The 19,936-nt window shown below is 60.8% G+C and carries 13 protein-coding genes; 6 read left to right on the forward strand and 7 right to left on the reverse strand.

What is annotated here, in order from left to right:
- The first annotated feature begins 207 nt into the window (after positions 1-207).
- The gene (gene mltF, locus AAEO81_RS25155; protein ID WP_341959674.1) at positions 208-1,668 is read left to right on the forward strand and encodes a membrane-bound lytic murein transglycosylase MltF; all 1,461 of its coding nucleotides are present in this window, start codon (positions 208-210) and stop codon (positions 1,666-1,668) included.
- A 749-nt stretch (positions 1,669-2,417) separates the two neighbouring features.
- Here mltF and tadA read toward each other — a convergent pair.
- Both tadA and AAEO81_RS25165 read right to left on the reverse strand, forming a co-directional pair.
- On the reverse strand, positions 2,418-2,900 hold the full coding sequence (gene tadA, locus AAEO81_RS25160; protein WP_341959675.1) for a tRNA adenosine(34) deaminase TadA: 483 nt from the start codon (positions 2,898-2,900) through the stop codon (positions 2,418-2,420).
- Positions 2,900-4,273: a multicopper oxidase family protein gene (locus tag AAEO81_RS25165; protein WP_341959676.1), complete on the reverse strand. Its 1,374-nt coding sequence runs from the start codon at positions 4,271-4,273 to the stop codon at positions 2,900-2,902. Before AAEO81_RS25165 ends, tadA begins: the two co-directional genes overlap by 1 nt.
- Before the next feature lie 184 nt (positions 4,274-4,457).
- Here AAEO81_RS25165 and AAEO81_RS25170 point away from each other — a divergent pair, with 184 nt between their 5' ends.
- Together AAEO81_RS25170 and AAEO81_RS25175 are read left to right on the forward strand one after the other, a co-directional pair.
- Entirely contained in the window at positions 4,458-7,388 is a 2,931-nt protein-coding gene (locus AAEO81_RS25170; RefSeq protein ID WP_341959677.1) for a membrane-targeted effector domain-containing toxin, read from the forward strand.
- 152 nt (positions 7,389-7,540) lie between these two features.
- Positions 7,541-10,468: a membrane-targeted effector domain-containing toxin gene (locus AAEO81_RS25175; protein ID WP_341959678.1), complete on the forward strand. Its 2,928-nt coding sequence runs from the start codon at positions 7,541-7,543 to the stop codon at positions 10,466-10,468.
- Positions 10,469-10,557: 89 nt separating this feature from the next.
- Here AAEO81_RS25175 and AAEO81_RS25180 read toward each other — a convergent pair whose 3' ends face one another.
- The gene (locus AAEO81_RS25180; protein ID WP_341959679.1) at positions 10,558-11,172 is read right to left on the reverse strand and encodes a TetR/AcrR family transcriptional regulator; all 615 of its coding nucleotides are present in this window, start codon (positions 11,170-11,172) and stop codon (positions 10,558-10,560) included.
- Positions 11,173-11,290: 118 nt separating this feature from the next.
- Between AAEO81_RS25180 and AAEO81_RS25185 the strand changes: the two genes are divergently transcribed.
- Together AAEO81_RS25185 and AAEO81_RS25190 are read left to right on the forward strand one after the other, a co-directional pair.
- On the forward strand, positions 11,291-12,487 hold the full coding sequence (locus AAEO81_RS25185; RefSeq protein WP_341959680.1) for an MFS transporter: 1,197 nt from the start codon (positions 11,291-11,293) through the stop codon (positions 12,485-12,487).
- A gap of 88 nt (positions 12,488-12,575) precedes the next feature.
- Positions 12,576-13,424, forward strand: a complete 849-nt coding sequence (locus AAEO81_RS25190) for an NAD(P)-dependent oxidoreductase (RefSeq protein ID WP_341959681.1) — start codon at positions 12,576-12,578, stop codon at positions 13,422-13,424.
- 143 nt (positions 13,425-13,567) lie between these two features.
- On the opposite strand, the gene guaA is transcribed toward AAEO81_RS25190, so the two are convergent.
- The 4 genes from guaA to AAEO81_RS25210 all read right to left on the reverse strand — a co-directional run bounded on the left by guaA (position 13,568) and on the right by AAEO81_RS25210 (position 18,329).
- Positions 13,568-15,145: a glutamine-hydrolyzing GMP synthase gene (gene guaA / locus AAEO81_RS25195; protein ID WP_341959682.1), complete on the reverse strand. Its 1,578-nt coding sequence runs from the start codon at positions 15,143-15,145 to the stop codon at positions 13,568-13,570.
- A gap of 182 nt (positions 15,146-15,327) precedes the next feature.
- A complete protein-coding gene (gene guaB / locus AAEO81_RS25200; protein ID WP_166593639.1) occupies positions 15,328-16,797 on the reverse strand; it encodes an IMP dehydrogenase in 1,470 nt (489 codons plus the stop codon).
- 126 nt (positions 16,798-16,923) lie between these two features.
- A complete protein-coding gene (locus AAEO81_RS25205) occupies positions 16,924-17,472 on the reverse strand; it encodes a sugar ABC transporter ATPase (protein ID WP_341959683.1) in 549 nt (182 codons plus the stop codon).
- 71 nt (positions 17,473-17,543) lie between these two features.
- Positions 17,544-18,329 carry a sulfite exporter TauE/SafE family protein gene (locus tag AAEO81_RS25210; RefSeq protein ID WP_341959684.1) on the reverse strand — a complete coding sequence of 262 codons (786 nt, stop codon included), beginning with the start codon at positions 18,327-18,329 and terminating at the stop codon, positions 17,544-17,546.
- 226 nt (positions 18,330-18,555) lie between these two features.
- Between AAEO81_RS25210 and xseA the strand changes: the two genes are divergently transcribed.
- Positions 18,556-19,935 carry an exodeoxyribonuclease VII large subunit gene (gene xseA / locus AAEO81_RS25215; protein WP_341964616.1) on the forward strand — a complete coding sequence of 460 codons (1,380 nt, stop codon included), beginning with the start codon at positions 18,556-18,558 and terminating at the stop codon, positions 19,933-19,935.
- The last annotated feature ends 1 nt before the right edge of the window (position 19,936 follow it).

Raw genomic sequence — 19,936 nt, forward strand, 5'->3', positions numbered from 1 at the left:
GACAGCCTCGGGGAAGGGGGTGTGCTTTGAGGCCGTGCATTCTAGCCTAAACACGACCTTTCGGCACCCGAAACGAAGGGTTACAGCTGCCCGAATGTCGGTGCGAGACGGTTTCTTACACCAATAGCGGAAAAAACCTTTGCTCTATCAGACGCCGCTCTCGCTGTCGAGATATGGCGGTCAGCGCGCTTTGCGTATACTGCACCGATGTTTTCCCCATCAGATTTCCGCCCACGCTGTGCCAAGTGGCTCATCGCAACCGGAATCTTCCTGCTGCTCGGCGCGTGTGTTGAGAAACCCAACACACTGGAACGAGTCAAGGAGGATGGCGTCCTGCGCGTCGTCACCCGCAACAGCCCCGCGACTTATTTCCAGGATCGTAACGGTGAAACCGGTTTCGAGTACGAACTGGTCAAGCGTTTCGCCGACGATCTGGGCGTCGAACTGAAGATCGAAACGGCTGACAATCTCGACGACCTGTTCGACCAAATGAATAAACCCGGTGGGCCTGTGTTGGCGGCAGCCGGTCTGGTCAGCACCGAAAATCGCGCCAAACAGGTGCGCTTCTCCCATTCGTACCTCGAAGTCACCCCCCAAGTCATTTACCGCAACGGCCAGAACCGTCCGACCGATCCCGGCGATCTGGTGGGCAAGAAAATCCTCGTGCTGAAGGGCAGCAGCCACGCCGAGCAACTCGCCGCACTGAAAATCAAATATCCGGGCATCAACTACGAAGAGTCCGATCAGGTCGAGGTCGTCGACCTGCTGCGCATGGTGGACGAGGGTCAGATCGACCTGACCCTCGTGGATTCCAACGAACTGGCGATGAATCAGGTGTATTTCCCGAACGTGCGCGTGGCGTTTGACCTCGGCGACGGCCGCGACCAGCGTTGGGCAGTGGCGTTGGGTGATGACAACAGCCTGCTGAACGAGATCAATACCTTCCTCGACAAAATGCAGAAGAACGGCATGCTTCAGCGGCTCAAGGACCGCTATTACGGGCATGTGGACGTTCTCGGCTACGTTGGCGCCTACACCTTCGCCCAGCATTTGCAGGAACGCTTGCCCAAATACGAAAAGCACTTCCAGGCCGCCGCGAAAGCAGAACAGGTGGATTGGCGTCTGCTGGCGGCCATTGGCTATCAGGAATCGCTGTGGCAACCGGCCGTCACGTCCAAGACCGGGGTACGCGGCCTGATGATGCTGACGCAAAGCACGGCGCAGGCGATGGGGGTCTCCAACCGACTGGACGCCAAGCAGAGCATTCAGGGCGGCGCGAAGTATTTCGCCTACGTGAAAGAACAACTGGATGACACGATTCAGGAGCCGGATCGTACGTGGCTGGCGCTGGCGTCCTACAACATCGGCACCGGACACCTCGACGATGCCCGCAAGCTGGCAGAAAACGAGGGGCTGAACCCGAATAAGTGGCTGGACGTGAAGAAGATGCTGCCGCGTCTGTCGCAGAAAAAGTGGTACAGCAAGACGCGTTATGGCTATGCCCGAGGGGGCGAGCCGGTGAGTTTCGTGGCCAACATTCGTCGGTATTATGACATTCTGACGTGGGTAACCCAGCCTCAGCTGGAAGGCAGTCAGGTCGCCGAAGGAGCATTGCATGTGCCAGGCGTGGACAAGACCAAGCCGCCGGAAGAAAAGGCGCCGCTTTAAGCTTTTGTTTTTGTGTCGATGCGGGGATGGGGGCTGATCCGTAATTTGCGGGGATGCGTTTGTTCTGGCTAACGCCAGATCTGTTTCGACTTCGTCGAGTTACTTGAAAGCACCAAGTAACCAAGTGCCTACGCCCCTTCCCGGCCCGACTTCGTCGGGTTCCCTGCGCACAGGTTCCGTTCCGTGGGCCCGCCGCAAACGGGCCATCCATGGCCCGATGCGGCTCTCGCGGCATCCATGCCGCTCGACCCACTCCACGAAACCTGTGCTCCGGCCGGGAAAAGTCGCAATTTGTGGCGTCTGCACGATTTGCGTTCAAGAACACCACACCTTTACGTAGCAGTCCGGCTTGCCGGCGGTGGGGCCCGTGAGATCGCTGCCGCCGGCAAGCCGGACTGATACAGGGTCGGTGTCGTGCTTTTGATTTGCTTTTGATCTTGATGCGCAATGGCACAGACGCCGCCAGTCGCGACTTGGGTGCAGGCCGAACGCAGGCGATGTGGAGTGGGTCGAGCCGCATGGATGCGGCGAGAGGCGTGTGGGCCATGGATGGCCCATTCACGCCGGGCCCACGGAGCATCGCCGGAGTGAGGGAAGTCTGACGAAGTCAGACCCCAACCAGGAGTAAAAGCCCTTGGTTACTTGGGGCTTTTCCAAGTAACTCGACGAAGTCGAAACGCTTCTGCCGTTAGGCAGGATCCGGGATGGGATGAGCGCCATTAAAATAGCGGCGTACTCAAATCCTGGAGCTAAGACCTCGCCCTTCTCATCCTGAAAAACTCGCTCAGCATCGTCCCGCACTCCTCCGCCAGCACGCCGCCCTCAAACAACACCCGATGGTTGAGAAACGGCTGGGTGAAAAACTGCCCTTGGCTCTGCACCACCCCGGCTTTCGGCTCGGTCGCGCCATAGACCACGCGGGTGATGCGCGAGTGCACGATCAAACCCGCACACATGCTGCACGGCTCCAGGGTGACGTACAGCGTGCTGCCGGGCAGGCGGTAGTTGCTTTGCGCCTGGGCGGCTGCGCGAATGGCGACCATTTCGGCATGGGCACTGGGGTCGCTGCCGCTGATCGGGCAGTTGAAGCCTCGACCAATGATCACGCCATCGTGAACCACCACCGCGCCCACCGGCACCTCGCCCAGCATCGCCCCTTCGGCGGCCAGAGCCAGTGCTTCGCGCATGAGATGCTGATCGCGGCTGCGATCAATGATTTGCGGCTGCCGCATTACGAAACCTCGATAGCTGCCATAAGACCGGTTTCCATGTGATCGATCACATGGCAGTGGAACATCCACACGCCGGGATTATCCGCTACCAGCGCGACCCGTGCGCGCTCGTTTCGGCCTAACAGATAGGTGTCGGTGAAATACGGGATGACGTCCTTGCGATTGGAGGCGATGACCTTGAAGCTCATGCCATGCAAATGAATGGGGTGCTGATACTGGGTCATGTTCTTCAACTCGAAGATGTAGCTCTTGCCCTTTTCCAACTTGGCGATGGGCCGATCGGCGCAGGTCTTGTCGGTAATGTCCCAAGCCTGGCCGTTGATCTGCCACAAGCTCGGCGGCTTACCGTTCTCGACGTTGACCGACACCGCGCCCGCCCATTCGAAGTTGAAATTCAGCTTTTCCGCGTTGTCCAGGTCCGGTTCCGCCACCGGGTTGGCAGGCAGCTCGGGCGGCCAGTCGCTCGGCGCCTCGTGATTTGCCACAGAACGGAACGTTCCCAGGCGAACCGGCCCGTTGCGCAACGACAGTTCCTCACCAGCAGCAGGCGCCTTGATCGCCAGGCAAATCCGCATGCCCGGCCCCAGCCAGTAATCCTTGCCCAGCGGGCGCGGTTTGACAGGGTTGCCGTCCAGCGCGTAGATCATCGCGTCGGCGTCCGGCAGGTTCAGGCGGTAGGTCACGGTGTTGTCGAGATTAAGAATGCGCACGCGGGTGATCTGCCCGGCAGGCAGTTCGATCACACCCTGAGGCACCCCGTTGATCGTCGACAGCCGCCCGGCCGTACCTTCCCGCGCGGCTTCGCGGGTCACGCTGAATTCCGTGAAAGCCCCCTGCTCGTCCACGTGCCAGCTTTTCAGACTGACCGTGCGCTCATGCAGAAAACCGGTCGGCTCACGCTCCTCGACGATCAGCGGTCCCACCAGACCGCGCCCCAATTCTTCGCTGCTGCTGACGTGGGGGTGATACCAATAGCTGCCCGCGTCCGGGACATGGAATTTGTAATCGAAGTATTCGCCCGGTTTGACCGGGAGTTGCGAGACGTACGGCACGCCGTCCATTTCCAGCGGCAGACGAATCCCGTGCCAATGAATGGTCGTCTCGACCGGCAACTGATTGATGAAGCGCACCCGCAGCCACTCGCCCTGACGAACCCGCAATTCAGTACCCGGCGCCGAACCTCCGAACGCCCATGCCGGTGTCTGATGACCGGTGACCAATTCAACGTCCAGCGGGGCGGCGATCAGCTCGTAATCGTGCCCCTCTCCCGGCCCGCGTCGGCCGAGCCAATACCGCGAAGCCCCGCCAGCCCCCAGACCGACCACGGCAAGACCAGCCAGACCTCCGAGTATTTGTCGACGAGTGAAGGACATCAGCGCATAACCTCAAAAAAACAAAAATCAGACCGCCGCCGCAAACGCGAGCGTGTGTGAGGGGCGAATACGATACACATGCATTTACACGAAGATAAGCGAACAGTGACTGCGGTACATATTTAGTACCAATTGAGCGAGGCGAATCGGGAAGCTCTAGGCTCATTCATCAAGGACGACGATCATGCCTCCTGTTACCCGCGCCTCCACTGCCGTCAATGCAGAGAGACAAGCGCTCCATACCATCGGCCAAAACGTGGTCGAAGGCTGTCCAGACATGCGCCAGATGGCCCGTGAGGCCGCCGCAGATATCCTGCGCAAACGCGGCCTTGGCAATCTGGAGCCGGACACCGTCTATTGGCACCGTTTCAGCCGCACCGCGAGCAGCCCGCTCACGTTCAACGGCTGGGAACACCTCGACACCCCCGTGGAATCCTTGACGCTGCCGCAACTGGTCATGCGCCGGTTCAACGCCAACGATCAGGACGCCGCCGACGACCTGCAAGCCATGAGCGGTTTCTACTCCGGCGGGCCGGAGGCTCAGGCGTACGACGAACACAATGAAATACGCCTGCTGCCCCAAGACGTCATGGAGGCGTTCTGGACGCTGGACTTCAAGACGCGTTTCAACACTCAACTGACCGCGTTCTGGCAAAACAGCGCTGAAGACTTCAGAACATTGGCCAAGGCCAACTTCATCGCCAAGGCCATCGAAGACCACCGCAGTGCGCACCTGACCAGTGAACAGTTCAGCTCGCTGATGGCCGCCGTGGGCATCAACCTGATAAAACCCATCACCCTTTCAACCCTTCGAGCGGAGGGCCGACTGGGCGAAGGGGTCCGTGTCGCCAAGCTGGACATTGCCGGGTACGAGGCCTCCGATATCCTGCGATTTGTGGAACCGGATGGCCGTCAATTTCTGTACGTACCGGGGGAGGTCGATGCCTTTCAGGTCTTCGATACGGCCGATGATCTGCAATGGTGGCTGATGACCCACACCAACGAGGCCAGCAATCGCGCCCGATTCATGTCGCATTTTCCACTCGCCATGCACGCCGAGAGCGATCACACCACCGGCCTCAATCACGCGCTGGACATGATGTTCAGCAATTGGGGGCACGGCACGCTCAAGGTGATCAACCTCAATGACCACACCGTGCAGGGTGATCCGTTCACTCATCTGCGCGATTGCACTCGACACCGCATGCAAGCGGACGCCGACTACGCACTTCACTCGAACGGCGAACTGCGCAAGCAGATGTGGATGGGCTATCTGAAAGCCTTTGGACAGACTTTCGGCGCACTGGCGGCGCTGGACTGGCCCATCGCACTGGCGGCGGTGGGTGCGGGGCTGGCTGACGTGGGGCTAAACGTCGATCAAGCGATCCACGGTCACACCACGGCCGAACGCAAAAGCGGGGTTATCGGCGCGATTCTCGGCAGCATTGACGTGCTGTTCAACAGCGTCTTCCTGCTGCACGCAGTGCCTGCGGAAGTGAGCACACCCGCCTCGGAGCAGTCGCCTTTTCTACCCGTCGAAGACGGACACGGCCCCGCCTCGCCGCCTGGACTCGACGGCATGGGGTCGGTATCGTACGACGTTGCGCCTTCAACCGAACCCGAGGGAAATCTGCGCGCACTCAGGACCAACGAACTGCTCGACACCATGACGCCTCCGCCCGCCGACGGTCAGATGCAAGGCGTCTACCTTCGAGGGGCCGGCGAGACCTACATCACCATTGCCGACGACGTGTATCGCGTGCGCTTCGTCAACGAACTGAACACGTGGGTGGTCATCGATCCCAAGAATCCGTTCTCATTCCACGGCAACGTCCCGGTCCGACTCGGCATTGATGGCAAGTGGCAACCCATTATCGGACAGGGTTTGCGGGGCGGCGGAAAAATGTTGAGCACGTTGTCGGGCAATGCCTCGTTGGCGCCTTCTGCTGCGCCGTTACCAACACCTTACGACATGCCGGAAAGTCTGCGACCGGCCATGCGCGGCTATGTCGAAAGCCCGAGCAACAAGCCTTTCGAGGGGTACTACGCCTCGCTCACAGACAACGCCCCGATCGAGCGCTTCTTTGAAATCCGGGACCGCCTGGCCGCTGACGCCGATGCCTTTTACACGCACCTGCAACTCCCTGAGCGCGCGCCCGTGCCTGATATTCCTCGCGATGCAGTGCCCAAGACAGCGATCAGACAACTCTACGAACATCACCAGGGTCTGGTGATCGGCGAAAGCCACAGCAGCGTCGCCAGCAAGCAATTTCTGATCGACAACATGGGGCAGCTCGCCAAACAAAAGGTGCGGACGTTGTACCTGGAACACGTGCTGACGGACCTGCACCAAGTGGATCTGGACACGTTCGCCCGAACCGGCCGCATGCCGAAAACCTTGCAGTCGTACCTGGAAGACCTGGACTGGGGGCATTTCACCGACTCGACCGGCACCTACACGTTTCAGAATCTGGTGCGCTCGGCCAACAAGCACGGCCTGCGCATCCGGGCGATCGACTGCATGACGAGTTACCGCGTCGCGGGCGTACCCGACCCCGAACGCAACGTGCGGCTAAAGCTCATGAATTATTTCGCGCACACGGTGATCGGCGCCGACGAACCCGCACGGGCCGGTGGCAGATGGATTGCACTGGTAGGCAACGCCCACGCCAACACCTTTAAAGGCGTTCCGGGCATGGCGGAAATCGAAGGCGTGATTGGCCTGCGCGTCCGGGACGTGCCAGCGGGCGGGGTGATCGGCTTCGAGCCAGACCCCGGCGAGGACGTGCTGACCGCGATGGGTAACCCCGCGGGGCGAGTTCGAAGCGATATCAGATTGCAAATGGTCACCACCGGCGTCCGCACCCATTTTTTACGTGCGCCTACGTCGCTAGGGTATCGCCTGCGACGCCCCGGCAACTTCGCCATTCAGCGTTCAGGGGAATCGCCACAGCTGATCTACAAAAACCAGGAAGGCAAAGTGACCTACCTTCCGATTACCGTCGAGGGTGAGCATTTGTCTATCCAAAGCCCCGATTGGCCAGTGATCAGCGGACGCCGCTATGGCAGCTTCGAGGAACTGGCCTTCGCGCTGAAAATGGCAGGAATGACGTAACAAAAAAGGAAGCCGGATGAGCCTGCATCCGGCTTCAGCTTCAGAAGGCGTCCTCGCGAACGGCAAGTGACAAAGCGGTGCGATACATATTTAACGCCCTCTGAGTGGCGTGAATCAGGAAGCTGGGGACTCATTCATCACGGACGACGATCATGCCTTCCATTACCCGCGACACCCCCGCCATCAGCGCAGACCAACAAGCCCTCAACGACATTAGCCGCCACGTGGTCGAGGGCTGCCCGGACATGCGTGAGATGGCGCGCGAAGCCGCAAACGGCATTCTGCGCAAACATGGCCTCGACTCGCTGGAGCCGGACGCCGTCTACTGGCACCGCTTCGACCGCACCGAAACCAGCCCGCGCACCTTCAGCGGCTGGGAACATCTGGATCCCCCGGTCGAATCCCTGACGTTACCGCAACTGGTCATGCGCCGCTTCAACGCCAACGACCAGGACTCTGCCGACGCGCTGCAAGCCATGAGCGGTTTCTACACCGCAGGCCCTGACAGCGAGGTGTTCAACGAAACCAACGAAGTGCGCTTGCTGCCGGGCGACGTCATGGGCGAGTTCTGGGCGCTGGATTTCAAGACTCAGTTCAACGACAAGATGACCGCATTCTGGCGCAATTGCTCGGATGATTTCAGCACCTTGGCCAAAGCCAATTTCATCGCCAAGGCCGTGGATGACCGACAGAGCAAAACGCTGACTGAGGTGCAGTTCAACACCCTCATGCACGCCATCGACCTGGACCCGAGCCAACCGATCACCTTGGCCATGCTGCAGGCGCCAACCGCGCCGCCGGAGGGCGTGCGATTCGCGAAACTGGACATTGCAGGCTACGCCGCCAGCGATATCCTGCGCATCGTCGAGGACAGCGGGCGGCAGTTTCTCTACCTGCCGGGCGAGGTCGATGCTTTCCATGTCTTCGACACGCCAGATGACCTGCAATGGTGGCTCATGACGCACACCAACGAAGTCGAAAACCGCGCACGTTTCATGTCGCATTTCACACTGTCCACCCACGCCGAGACCGATCACCAGACAGGGCTGCACCACGCGATCGATCTAATGTTCAGCCACTGGGGCGCGGGCACGGAGCGGATCGTCAATCGCGATAACCAATCGATCACAGGAGACCCCTTCGCTCACCTCCGGAATGCCACGCAAACCCGCATGGCGGACGATGCCGCGTTTGCGTTGCATTCCAACGGCGAACTGCGTGAGCTGATGTGGATGGGCTACCTCAAGGCGTTTGCCAAGACCTTCGGTTCACTGGCAGCGCTGGACTGGCCGATTGCACTGGCCGCCGTGGGCGCGGGGCTGGCGGATGTGGGCTTGAACATCGATCAAGCGATACATGGGCACACCACCGCCGAACGTAAAAATGGCGTGCTGGGGGCGATCTTTGGCAGCATCGACGTGTTGTTCAATGGGCTGTTTGTGGTGCAAGGCGCCGCAGGGGAGCTTCCCGAGATCCCCGTGGCAGAGGAACCAGCCGTGCTTCCGGAGGCCGCAGGTCTGCCCGCTGCTGAGGAAGAAATCGTGAGCGCCGCCCCCGCAGAACCGACCGTAACTTCTCACCCGCTCGCGCCATTCGAAACCAACGAGCTGCTCGACAGCTACGCCCTGCCTGCTCAAGCCGGTCGAATGCGTGGCATTTACGCGTCGGAGACCGGCCAGACGTTCATATCGATTGAGGACATTGCCTACCGCGTGCGTTACGTCGCGGAGCTGAAGCATTGGGTCATCGTCGATCCCGAAAACCCTTTTTCCTTCGCCCGCAATCTGCCGGTGCGCCTGAACGAAGCAGGTCAATGGGAGGCGATGACCCGCCAAGGCCTGCGCGGCGGTGGCGGTGCGCTGGGCAAACTGCCGTCCTCTGGGGCGTCGGTCGCGCCCTCGACAGCGGCCCTGCCGACGCCCTACGACATGCCGGTGGAATTGAGGGAAGGCATGCGCTACCGCGTCGAAGCCCCCGACAACAAGCCCTTCACCGGGCAATACTTTTCCATGCGAGAAAACGACCCTATCGACCGTTTCTTCGAGATTCGCCAACGCCTGGTGAGCGACGTCAACGCGTTCTACGCCGACCTGCACCTGCCCCAACGCCCGGCGATACCAACCATTGCCGCCGAAGCCTCGCCCAAGGTCGCGCTCAAACAGCTTTACAAAGACGCTCAGGGGCTGGTGATCGGTGAGAGTCACAGCAGTGTCGGCAGCAAACAGTTTCTGATCGATAACATGGGGCAATTCGCCAAGCAGAACGTCAGGACGCTGTACCTGGAACACGTGATGACCGATCTGCATCAGGCCGATCTCGACCTCTTCGTGCAGACCGGAAAAATGCCGAAAAACCTGGAGTCGTACCTGAACGAACTCGACTGGGGCCACCTCACCGACCAATCAGGGCGCTACACCTTCTTGAACCTGGTCAAAACGGCTCAACGCCACCGCATCCGGATTCGCGCCATCGACTGCATGGCCAGCTATCGCACGGCGGGTGTGCCTGACCCGGCGGACAACATGCGTCTGAAAATGATGAATTACTTCGCTGACACCGTCATTCGCGCGGATCAGGCCGCGCTGCGCGGGGGCAAATGGATCGCGCTGGTCGGCAACGCCCATGTCAACACCATGAAAGGCGCCACAGGGCTCTCCGAACTGGAAGGCGTGATCGGATTGCGCATTGAGGACGTCAGTGTGAGCGAAACCACCGGCTATGGCATCGATCCTGGAGCCGAGGTCACGGATGTCATGGGGCAACCCGCTGGCACCGTCAAAAGCGACATCCGCCTGCGCATGGCCGTGCCCGGCCGCCGCGCCGTCTCGCTGACGCCCCCACCCTCTCTCGAATCCCGGCTGCCGAAAACCGGGAATTTCATCGTGCAGCGAGCCGGGGATGCACCCGAACTCATCCACCGCAGCCGTAATGGCACGCTGGTACATACGCCAATCATCGTCGAGGGAACGGAGGTTTACATCCAGCGCGCGGAATGGCCCGTGCTGAGCCGACGCCGCTTCCAAAGCTTCGATGAACTGGCCAAAGCGTTGGCGTTGATGGGGTTGAAACAGGTCGCCTGAACGAAGAAGCCGGATGCGTCGTTGAGACGGCATCCGGCTTGCGAAGATAGATGTTTAAGGCTGACCAGGCTTCAGCGAAGCCTGGTTTATCAGCGAACGGCTGGCGCGTCCCAGACGAGCATGAGCCGATCAATGGCGCCTTCGATCACTTTCAGCGCAATGCCGTCTCGGGCCAACGTCGAGATGCCGAGCAGGAAGCTTTCGAACACGGCAGCCAATTCCATCGCATCGGTTTGCGCTGGCAACTCCCCGGCAAAAATTCCACGCTCGACGCACGCGCGCAGCCCTGCCCTGTTGCGCGCACGGGCGGTATCCAGTGGTGCTCGGACGCTGTCACTGGCCAGCGCGCAGGCGCCCATCGTTCCCAAGGCAACCATGCACCCTTTTGGATGGCCGTCGGCACATTGCATCCGCGCTGACAATTTCAACGCGCTCGCGATCGCATCTCTAGGCGCGAGATCGGGGTCGAACACCGGGTCCATGACTCGCCCGTACGTGTCCAGGTACCGGTCGACGACTTCGTTGAACAGCCCTTCCTTGGAACCGAACGCCGCATAAAAGCTCGGCGCCGTGATGCCACCGCCGATGCCTGCCTTCAACTGGCTGAGCGACGTGGAATCGTAACCATGCTCCCAGAACAGCAGCATGGCTTCGTCAATTGCACGGGCCCGGTCGAATGTCCGTGGGCGCCCCATCTGAGCCATCGTTGGCCTCCTTGAGTTCAGGACTTAAATACCGCTCGATACAGAAGTTGTTGACCCCGTTCGAGAAGCCCGATTAGATTAATACCAATCGATACATAAATCACGGGGTTCTGAAACTATGCACGATGATCGAGAGAGATTACCGGTCGGCGCTTTGCTGGCGCTGGCGATGACCGGCTTCATCTGCATCATGACTGAGACCTTGCCCGCAGGATTGTTACCGGCGATCAGCAGTGGCCTGGACATCTCACCCTCTCTTGCTGGCCAGATGGTGACCGCGTACGCGCTGGGCTCGGTGACCGCAGCGATTCCTCTCACGCTGGCGACGCAAGGCTGGCGTCGCCGCCGGGTGCTGCTCACCACCGTCATCGGCTTTCTGTTGTTCAACTCGCTGACCGCGTTGTCGAGCAATTTCGTCCTGACCCTCGCCGCCCGTTTTCTCGCGGGCGCCGCAGCGGGGCTCGCCTGGAGTCTGCTCGCAGGTTATGCGCGTCGGATGGTGACCCCTGTCGATCAGGGCCGCGCGCTCGCCATGGCCATGGTCGGCACGCCCATCGCACTGTCACTGGGTGTGCCGCTGGGGACCTGGATGGGCAACCTGCTGGGCTGGCGTTGGTCCTTTGCCGTCATGTCGTTGATGACCGTCGGGCTGGTCGTGTGGATTCTCGTCAAGGTGCCGGATTACCCCGGTCAGATCGCCAGCAAGCGCGAGTCTGTTCTCGCGGTGCTCAGCAAACCCGGCATTCGTCCAGTCCTCGCGGTCGTCCTCGCGTGGATGCTCGCGCACAACATTCTCTACACCTACATCGCACCGTTCGCGGCCCGGTTCGGACTTGAAGAGAGCGTCGATTTGATTCTGCTGGTCTTCGGCGCTGCGTCGCTAATGGGTATCTGGATCACCGGCCGCCTGGTCGATCACCACCTGCGCCGCGCCGTGTTGATCAGCCTGGGCAGCTTTGCCCTGATTTCTTTGCTGCTGGCGCTGTTCCAGTTTTCAGCCGCTGGTCTGTACGCCGCCGTGTTCATCTGGGGGTTGTCATTCGGCGGCGCCGCGACCCTGTTACAAACCGCCTTGGCGGATGCTGCGGGGAATTCAGCCGATGCCGCGCTGTCGATGAACGTCGTGGTCTGGAACTGCGCCATCGCAGGCGCCGGAGTTCTCGGCGGACTTCTGCTCGACAGCCTCGGGGTCACCTCATTTCCGTGGGCGCTACTGGGCCTTCTGCTGATCGCATTCGTCATCGCCTCGACTGCTCGCCGACAAGGCTTTCCTGCGGGAAGCCGTCGAGCGTCATCGAAGGTCGTCGCCCACTGACGCCACAACGAAAGGCGCCCACCACGCCTTTCATGCCCGCGAACAAAGATCGCCAAGGCCACCGCCACACTTGATTCAGGAGCACTTCATGAACATTGCATTCATCGGCGTCGGCAGCATGACCCGCGCCATCATCCCCAACCTGATTCGCGCAGGCTTCCACGTCAGCGCCTGGAACCGCAGCCGCCAGGCCTTCGCCGATCTTGATCAAATTCGCGTTCTAGACGACGTCAGCCAGGCCTTCGAGCAGGACATCGTGATCACCCTGCTCAGCCACGACGCCGCCGTCCGGGAAACCCTCATCGCGACAAAAGCCTGGCAAGCCGCCAAACCCGGCACCGTGCATATCCTCATGTCCACGCTGTCGCCGACGCTTGTGGATGAACTCGAAGCGCTTCATCGTGAGGCCGGTATTGGCTTCGTCGCGGCGCCGGTCTTCGGCATTCCTGCCGTCGCCGCCCAGGGTCAGCTGAATATCCTCGCCGCCGGTGCTCCCGATGCACTGGAGCGCGTCCGTCCCGTGTTCGAGGTGATGGGCAAAAAGACCTGGCACCTCGGCGACACCCCCAGCCAGGCGAGCATCGCCAAGCTGGCCGGCAACCTGATGATCACTCAGGCGATCCAGTCCCTGGCCGAAGGTGCCGCATTGGTAAAAAGCCACGGCCTCGCCCCCAGCGCGTTTTTCGAAATCGTCACCCAAACCCTGTTTGCCTGCCCCAGCTACCAACGCTACGGCGCGAAAATCGCCCAGGCAGAATTCGAACCGGGCTTCACGCTGACACTGGGTTTGAAGGACGTGAATCTGGCGTTGGATGCCGCCCAGGAAAAGGGTTGTCACTTGCCAGCTGCGCAGGAGGTGAAGAAGACCATGGAGCAGGCTATTGCGGAGGGATGGGGGGAGAAGGACTGGTCGGCGATGGCGGTGGTGAAGCGGTAGATTCAGCCCTAGGGGCCCGGAGCGAGGTCATGCACAGGCATAGTCACCAGACGGCGTGTGCAGCGGAGAACCGCCCGCACCGCCGATGCAACCGGGTCACTGCCTGATGGTGCGATGCAAGATCAGGCAGTGACGAGGCGGGTTTACTCCCACTCAATCGTCGCAGGCGGCTTGCTCGACACGTCGTAGGTCACGCGGGAGATGCCTTCGATTTCGTTGATGATGCGCCCGCTGACGGTCTCCAGCAGTTCGTAAGGCAGGTGCGCCCAACGTGCAGTCATGAAGTCGATGGTCTCGACGGCGCGCAGGGCGACGACCCAGGCGTAACGACGGCCGTCGCCGACCACGCCCACGGATTTCACGGGCTGGAACACGACGAAGGCCTGGCTGACTTTGTGGTACCAGTCGGCCTTGCGCAGTTCTTCGATGAAGATGTGGTCGGCGCGACGCAGGAGGTCGGCGTATTCCTTTTTCACTTCACCGAGGATGCGTACGCCCAAGCCTGGGCCCGGGAACGGGTGACGGTAGACCATGTCGTACGGCAGGCCCAGTTCCAGACCCAGACGACGGACTTCGTCCTTGAACAGTTCGCGCAGTGGCTCGACCAGTTTCAGGTTCATCTCTTCCGGGAGGCCGCCCACATTGTGGTGCGACTTGATGACGTGTGCCTTGCCGCTCTTGGCGCCAGCGGACTCGATCACGTCAGGGTAGATGGTGCCCTGAGCCAGGTACTTGATGTTGTGCAGCTTGTTGGACTCGGCATCGAACACGTCGATGAAGGTACGGCCAATGATCTTGCGCTTTTTCTCCGGGTCGCTTTCGCCAGCCAGGTTGTTGAGGAACTGGTCCTCGGCATTGGCGCGGATCACCTTGACGCCCATGTTCTCAGCGAACATAGCCATCACTTGCTCGCCTTCGTGCAGGCGCAGCAGGCCGTTGTCGACGAACACGCAGGTCAGTTGGTCGCCGATGGCCTTGTGCAGCAGGGCCGCGACCACCGAGGAATCGACACCGCCGGAAAGGCCCAGCAGCACGTTGTCGGTACCGACCTGGGCACGAACTTGAGCGATGGCGTCTTCCGCGATCTTCGACGGGGTCCACAGCGCTTCGCAGCCGCAGATGTCGAGGATAAAGCGCGACAGGATGCGTCCGCCCTGTTTGGTGTGGGTCACTTCGGGGTGGAACTGCACGCCGTAGTAGCCACGGGTGTCATCCGCCATACCGGCAATCGGGCAGCTCGGGGTGCTGGCCAGAATGTGGAATTCGGACGGCAGCTTGGTGACCTTGTCACCGTGGCTCATCCAGACATCGAGACCCAGCAGGCCGTCGGCGTCGACGTGATCTTCGATGCCGTCGAGCAGACGGCTCTTGCCGACCACGTCGACACGGGCGTAACCGAATTCACGCAGTTCGGAGCCTTCGACCTTGCCGCCCAGCTGCTCGGCCATGGTCTGCATGCCGTAGCAGATGCCGAACACCGGAACGCCCAGGTCAAACACGGCTTGCGGGCAGCGCGGGCTGTTGGCTTCGTGCACGGACTCGGGGCCACCGGCGAGGATGACGCCTTTCGGTGCGAATTCGCGAATCGCTTCGTCGTCCATGTCGAACGGGTGCAGTTCGCAATACACGCCGATCTCACGTACGCGACGGGCGATCAGTTGGGTGTACTGGGAACCGAAGTCCAGGATCAGGATGCGGTGGGCGTGAATGTCGAGGGCCATTGGGAGACTCTTCTAGAGCAGCTTCGAGCCTCAAGCTTCAAGCTGCAAGTGGCGCAGCTGCAAGCTTCAGGTCCAAGCCGCAAGATGTAGGGAGACTGCAAGCCGTATGTGGTGCCTGGCCTTGAAAGCGCTGGCACTACGATCGGCTTGCAGCTTGTAGCTTATAACTTGCCGCCGGGAGGCTAGCCGACCCGATAGTTCGGTGCTTCCTTGGTGATCTGCACGTCGTGGACGTGAGACTCAGCCATGCCAGCACCGGTGATGCGAACGAATTCAGGCTTGGTACGCATTTCCTGAATGTCGGCGCTGCCGGTGTAGCCCATGGAAGAGCGCAGCCCACCCATCAGTTGATGGATGATCGCGGACAGCGAGCCCTTGTAGGCGACGCGGCCTTCGATGCCTTCCGGGACCAGTTTCTCGGCGCCTTCGGAGGAGTCCTGGAAGTAACGGTCCGAAGAACCCTGTGCCTGGGACATGGCGCCCAATGAACCCATGCCGCGATACGCCTTGTACGAACGGCCCTGGAACAGTTCGATTTCACCCGGTGCTTCTTCAGTACCGGCGAACATCGAACCCATCATCACGCTGTAGGCACCGGCCACGATGGCTTTGGACAAGTCACCGGAGAAACGGATGCCGCCGTCGGCGATCAGGGGAACGTCTGTGCCTTCCAGTGCAGCAGCCACGTTGGCAACCGCGCTGATTTGCGGAACGCCCACGCCTGCAACGATACGGGTGGTGCAGATGGAGCCAGGACCGATACCGACCTTGACGCCGTCAGCGCCAGCTTCGACCAGTGCACGAGCGGCAGCGCCGGTGGCGATGTTGCCGCCGATGACCTGCACGTCGGGGAAGTTCTGCTTGACCCAGCGAACGCGGTCGATCACGCCTTTGGAGTGACCGTGAGCGGTGTCGACAACGATGACGTCAACGCCTGCTGCGACCAGCGCGGTGACGCGCTCGCCAGTGTCCTTGCCGGTGCCGACCGCAGCGCCGACGCGCAGACGACCTTGATCGTCCTTGCTGGCCAGCGGGTAGGCTTTGGATTTCTCGATGTCCTTGACGGTCATCATGCCCTTGAGCGCGAACTTGTCGTCGACGATCAAGACTTTTTCCAGACGGTGCTTGTGCAGCAGCTCGCGGACTTCGTACTTGTCGGCGCCTTCGTGCACGGTGACCAGACGCTCTTTCGGCGTCATCACTTCGCGGACGGGCACATCCAGACGATTTTCGAAGCGCACGTCACGGGAGGTCACGATGCCGACGAGCTCGCCGTCGTGCAGGACCGGAACGCCGGAGATGTTGTGCTGACGGGTCAGTTCGAACAGGTCACGAACGGTGGCATCTGCCTCGATGGTGATCGGGTCCTTGACCACACCCGCTTCGAACTTCTTGACCTTGCGCACTTCGGCAGCCTGCTGCTCGACGGTCATGTTCTTGTGGATGATGCCGATGCCGCCTTCCTGAGCCATGGCGATTGCCAGACGGGCTTCAGTGACGGTGTCCATAGCGGCGGAAACGAGGGGGATGTTCAGTTCGATGCCACGGGTCAATCGGGTTTTCAGACTGACTTCGTTGGGAAGCACCTCGGAATAACCGGGCACAAGGAGAATGTCGTCGAATGTAAGGGCTTCTTGGCTGATACGCAGCATCGCTGGGCTCCCGAGCGGGAAAATGGAAGCGCGCCATTATACCCAGACACCTGCCCTTGCTCAATGTAAAGATCAGTCTATTTGATAATCAGCGTGATCGAGCTGCTCTATCACAGGTTTCTAGTGTTATAGCCGGACTTTGACGAAAGACACAGGACGATCCAGACGTTCGGCGAACTCTTCCACGAAGCTGGCCTTGAACCCCGCGTCCAGCCAGTTGTTGAAGATGAATCCGAGATTGGAAAAGCCGCACGGGTCGAGAAACAGGAAGCCATTGATGTCGTCTTCGTGGCGGCATTCCGGGCACATGAAGTTGTCGGTGTGGCCCGGCATCCACTCTTCCAGGCTGTCGAACAATGCCTCGCCGATTTCGCGCCGACACTCGGGGCATCCGGCTTCCTCTTTAAAGCCGACCTGCGGGGTATAAATGCAGCGTTTGAGCACGATCTCCAGGCCGTTGATTGACTGGCCATAAGGCAGCGCATCGGGGTTTTCGACGAAACGCCGCGCACCGGGCGCGATGGCGTAGGCCATGCGGTTGAAACTGCGCCCACAGGTGGTCAGCGATTCCTCGACCACGCCGAGCTTCACCAGCCAACGCAGGATCGCCCGCGCCTTGGCTTCATGGGCCGGGAAGCTGGAGATTTGCGGGACGATGATGCTTTGGGTGTTCATGACGGGCCTGTCTGACGCGTGATCGGGGGGCGGCAGCTTAATACCACCGCCGACGACGTCAAGTATGGCTTTCAGCCCGCGAGGTAGCGACCGATCAACGTGATGCCGCTGATCAGCACCATCCAGGTCACCAGCCGCACGAACATTTCCCGCGAAAGGCGCATGACCAGCCGTCGTCCGATCCAGGAGCCGATGATCATCGCGGGCAACAGGCAGACCGCCAGCACCAGCAGCGAAATTTGCGCGTACACCCCGGTGATCACAAACAGGCTCAGGCGCACGATGGTGCTGCAACTGATCAGCGCGTTTTGCGTGGCGCGGGCCTGGAATTTGTCGGTCAGACGACCATTGAGATAGATCGCGTATAAAAAGCCGCCACTCCCAAACAGGGCCCCGAACAGACCACCCATGGTACCCATCGGAATCGACCACGCGGCGGACAGTTGCGTTGGCCTGACTTTCACCGCAAGGCTGTAAATCGAATAACCGATCAGAAACAGTCCCATCATTAATAGAAGGACGTCGGATTTCAGATTGAGCAAGAACAGCACGCCCAACGTACAGCCGACCGCCATGCACGGCACCATGCGAAACAGCTCGGAACGCACCACCGATTGCCGCGAGGGCAGCAAATGGCTGAACGCGGCGAGGAAGTCCAGCATCACCAATAAAGGGATGATCCGCGAGAGCGGCATGAAATGAATCAGGACGGGGCCTGCGACCAGGGCCGTGCCAAAACCGGCAATAGCGAAGACCAGATAGGCGGCAATAACGCCACCTTCAATGAACAGCCAGTCGGTGGGGGTGAGCCCCAGTGAATCGACGACGCCCGACAATTCGGCGAGGGTGGTGAGCATTGCGTCCTCCGTGGATAAGCGGCGGCGCACAGCATATCCTGAGACTGCCGCTTCACCGGAAGAAAAAACGCCCCCTGGGGGAGCGAATTCATTCGCGATTGGCCATTCGCCCGGCACATCTGTTTCGGTCATGCCGACGTCTCGCGAATGAATTCGCGCCCGCAGGGGCGGCGTACAGGTCTATTAATGTGGTGACCCACGCCCCAATGCCTTTATCATGCCCGCCATGATCAAAGACCCCTTCGCAAGACTCGGCCTTGACCGGGAAGTCCTCACTGTCAGCCAGCTCAACGGCCGCGCCCGCGTGTTGCTGGAAGATGTGTTTTCGAACATCTGGGTCGAGGGGGAGATTTCCAACCTGTCTCGTCCGGCATCGGGTCACGTCTATTTCACCCTGAAAGACAGTGGCGCCCAGGTCCGTTGCGCGCTGTTTCGCAGCAACGCCGCTCGGGTTCGTCAGGCGTTGAAAGACGGTCTGGCCGTCAAAGTGCGTGGCAAGGTCTCGCTCTTCGAAGGTCGCGGCGACTATCAGTTGATCCTCGACACGGTCGAGCCTGCTGGCGATGGCGCCCTGCGTCTGGCCTTCGATGCGCTGAAAGAAAAGCTCAATGCCGAAGGCCTCTTCAGCGCCGAGCGGAAGGTCGCTCTGCCCTTGCACCCGCAGCGTATCGGCATCGTCAGCTCACCGACGGGCGCGGTGATTCGCGACATCATCAGCGTGTTCCGCCGTCGCGCCCCGCAAGTTGAACTGACACTGATCCCCACTGCAGTGCAAGGCCGCGAGGCGATCAACCAGATCGTCCGCGCTTTGAAACTCGCGGACTCCCGAGGCTTCGATGCGCTGATCCTGGCCCGAGGCGGTGGCTCGCTGGAAGACCTCTGGTGCTTCAACGAAGAAGCCGTGGCCCGCGCCATCGATGCCTGCGTGACGCCCATCGTCAGCGCCGTTGGCCATGAGACCGATGTGTCGATCAGTGACTTCGTAGCCGACGTTCGCGCCCCCACGCCGTCCGCCGCCGCCGAGCTGCTGGCTCCAGATTCAAGCGACCTGCACCGCCGGGTCGAGAACCTGCAGCGTCGGCTCGTCACGCGGATGCGCGATCGGCTGATGCGCGAACAACTGCGTCTGGACGGCATTTCCCGCCGCCTGCGTCATCCCGGTGAGCGCCTGCGTCAACGCGCCCAACGGCTGGACGATCTGGACATGCGCCTGCGTCGCGCCTTCGAGCAACATATGCACAAACGCCACGTGCGCATGAGCCATCTTGAAAGCCGATTGGCGGCCCAACACCCCGGTCGCACTCTCGCGTTTCTGCGTCAACGTCTGGACGTGCTGGCCGAGCGCTTGCCTCGGGCGATCAAAGAAAACCTCAAGTCTCGGCGCCTGCAATTGCAAGGTCAGATGCAGACGCTGAACGTGGTCAGCCCCCTCGCCACCCTCGGACGCGGTTACAGCATTTTGCTCGACGAGCGCGGTAAGGCGATTCGTGCCGCCGAACAGACCCACACCGGTCAACGCCTCACCGCGAAGCTGGCCGAGGGCGAACTGCAAGTCCGTGTTGAGGACAATCACCTGACGCCTGTCACCCTTTCTCTTCTGGATTGAT

The organism is Pseudomonas sp. RC10, assembly GCF_038397775.1.
Lineage (GTDB): Bacteria > Pseudomonadota > Gammaproteobacteria > Pseudomonadales > Pseudomonadaceae > Aquipseudomonas > Aquipseudomonas bambusae.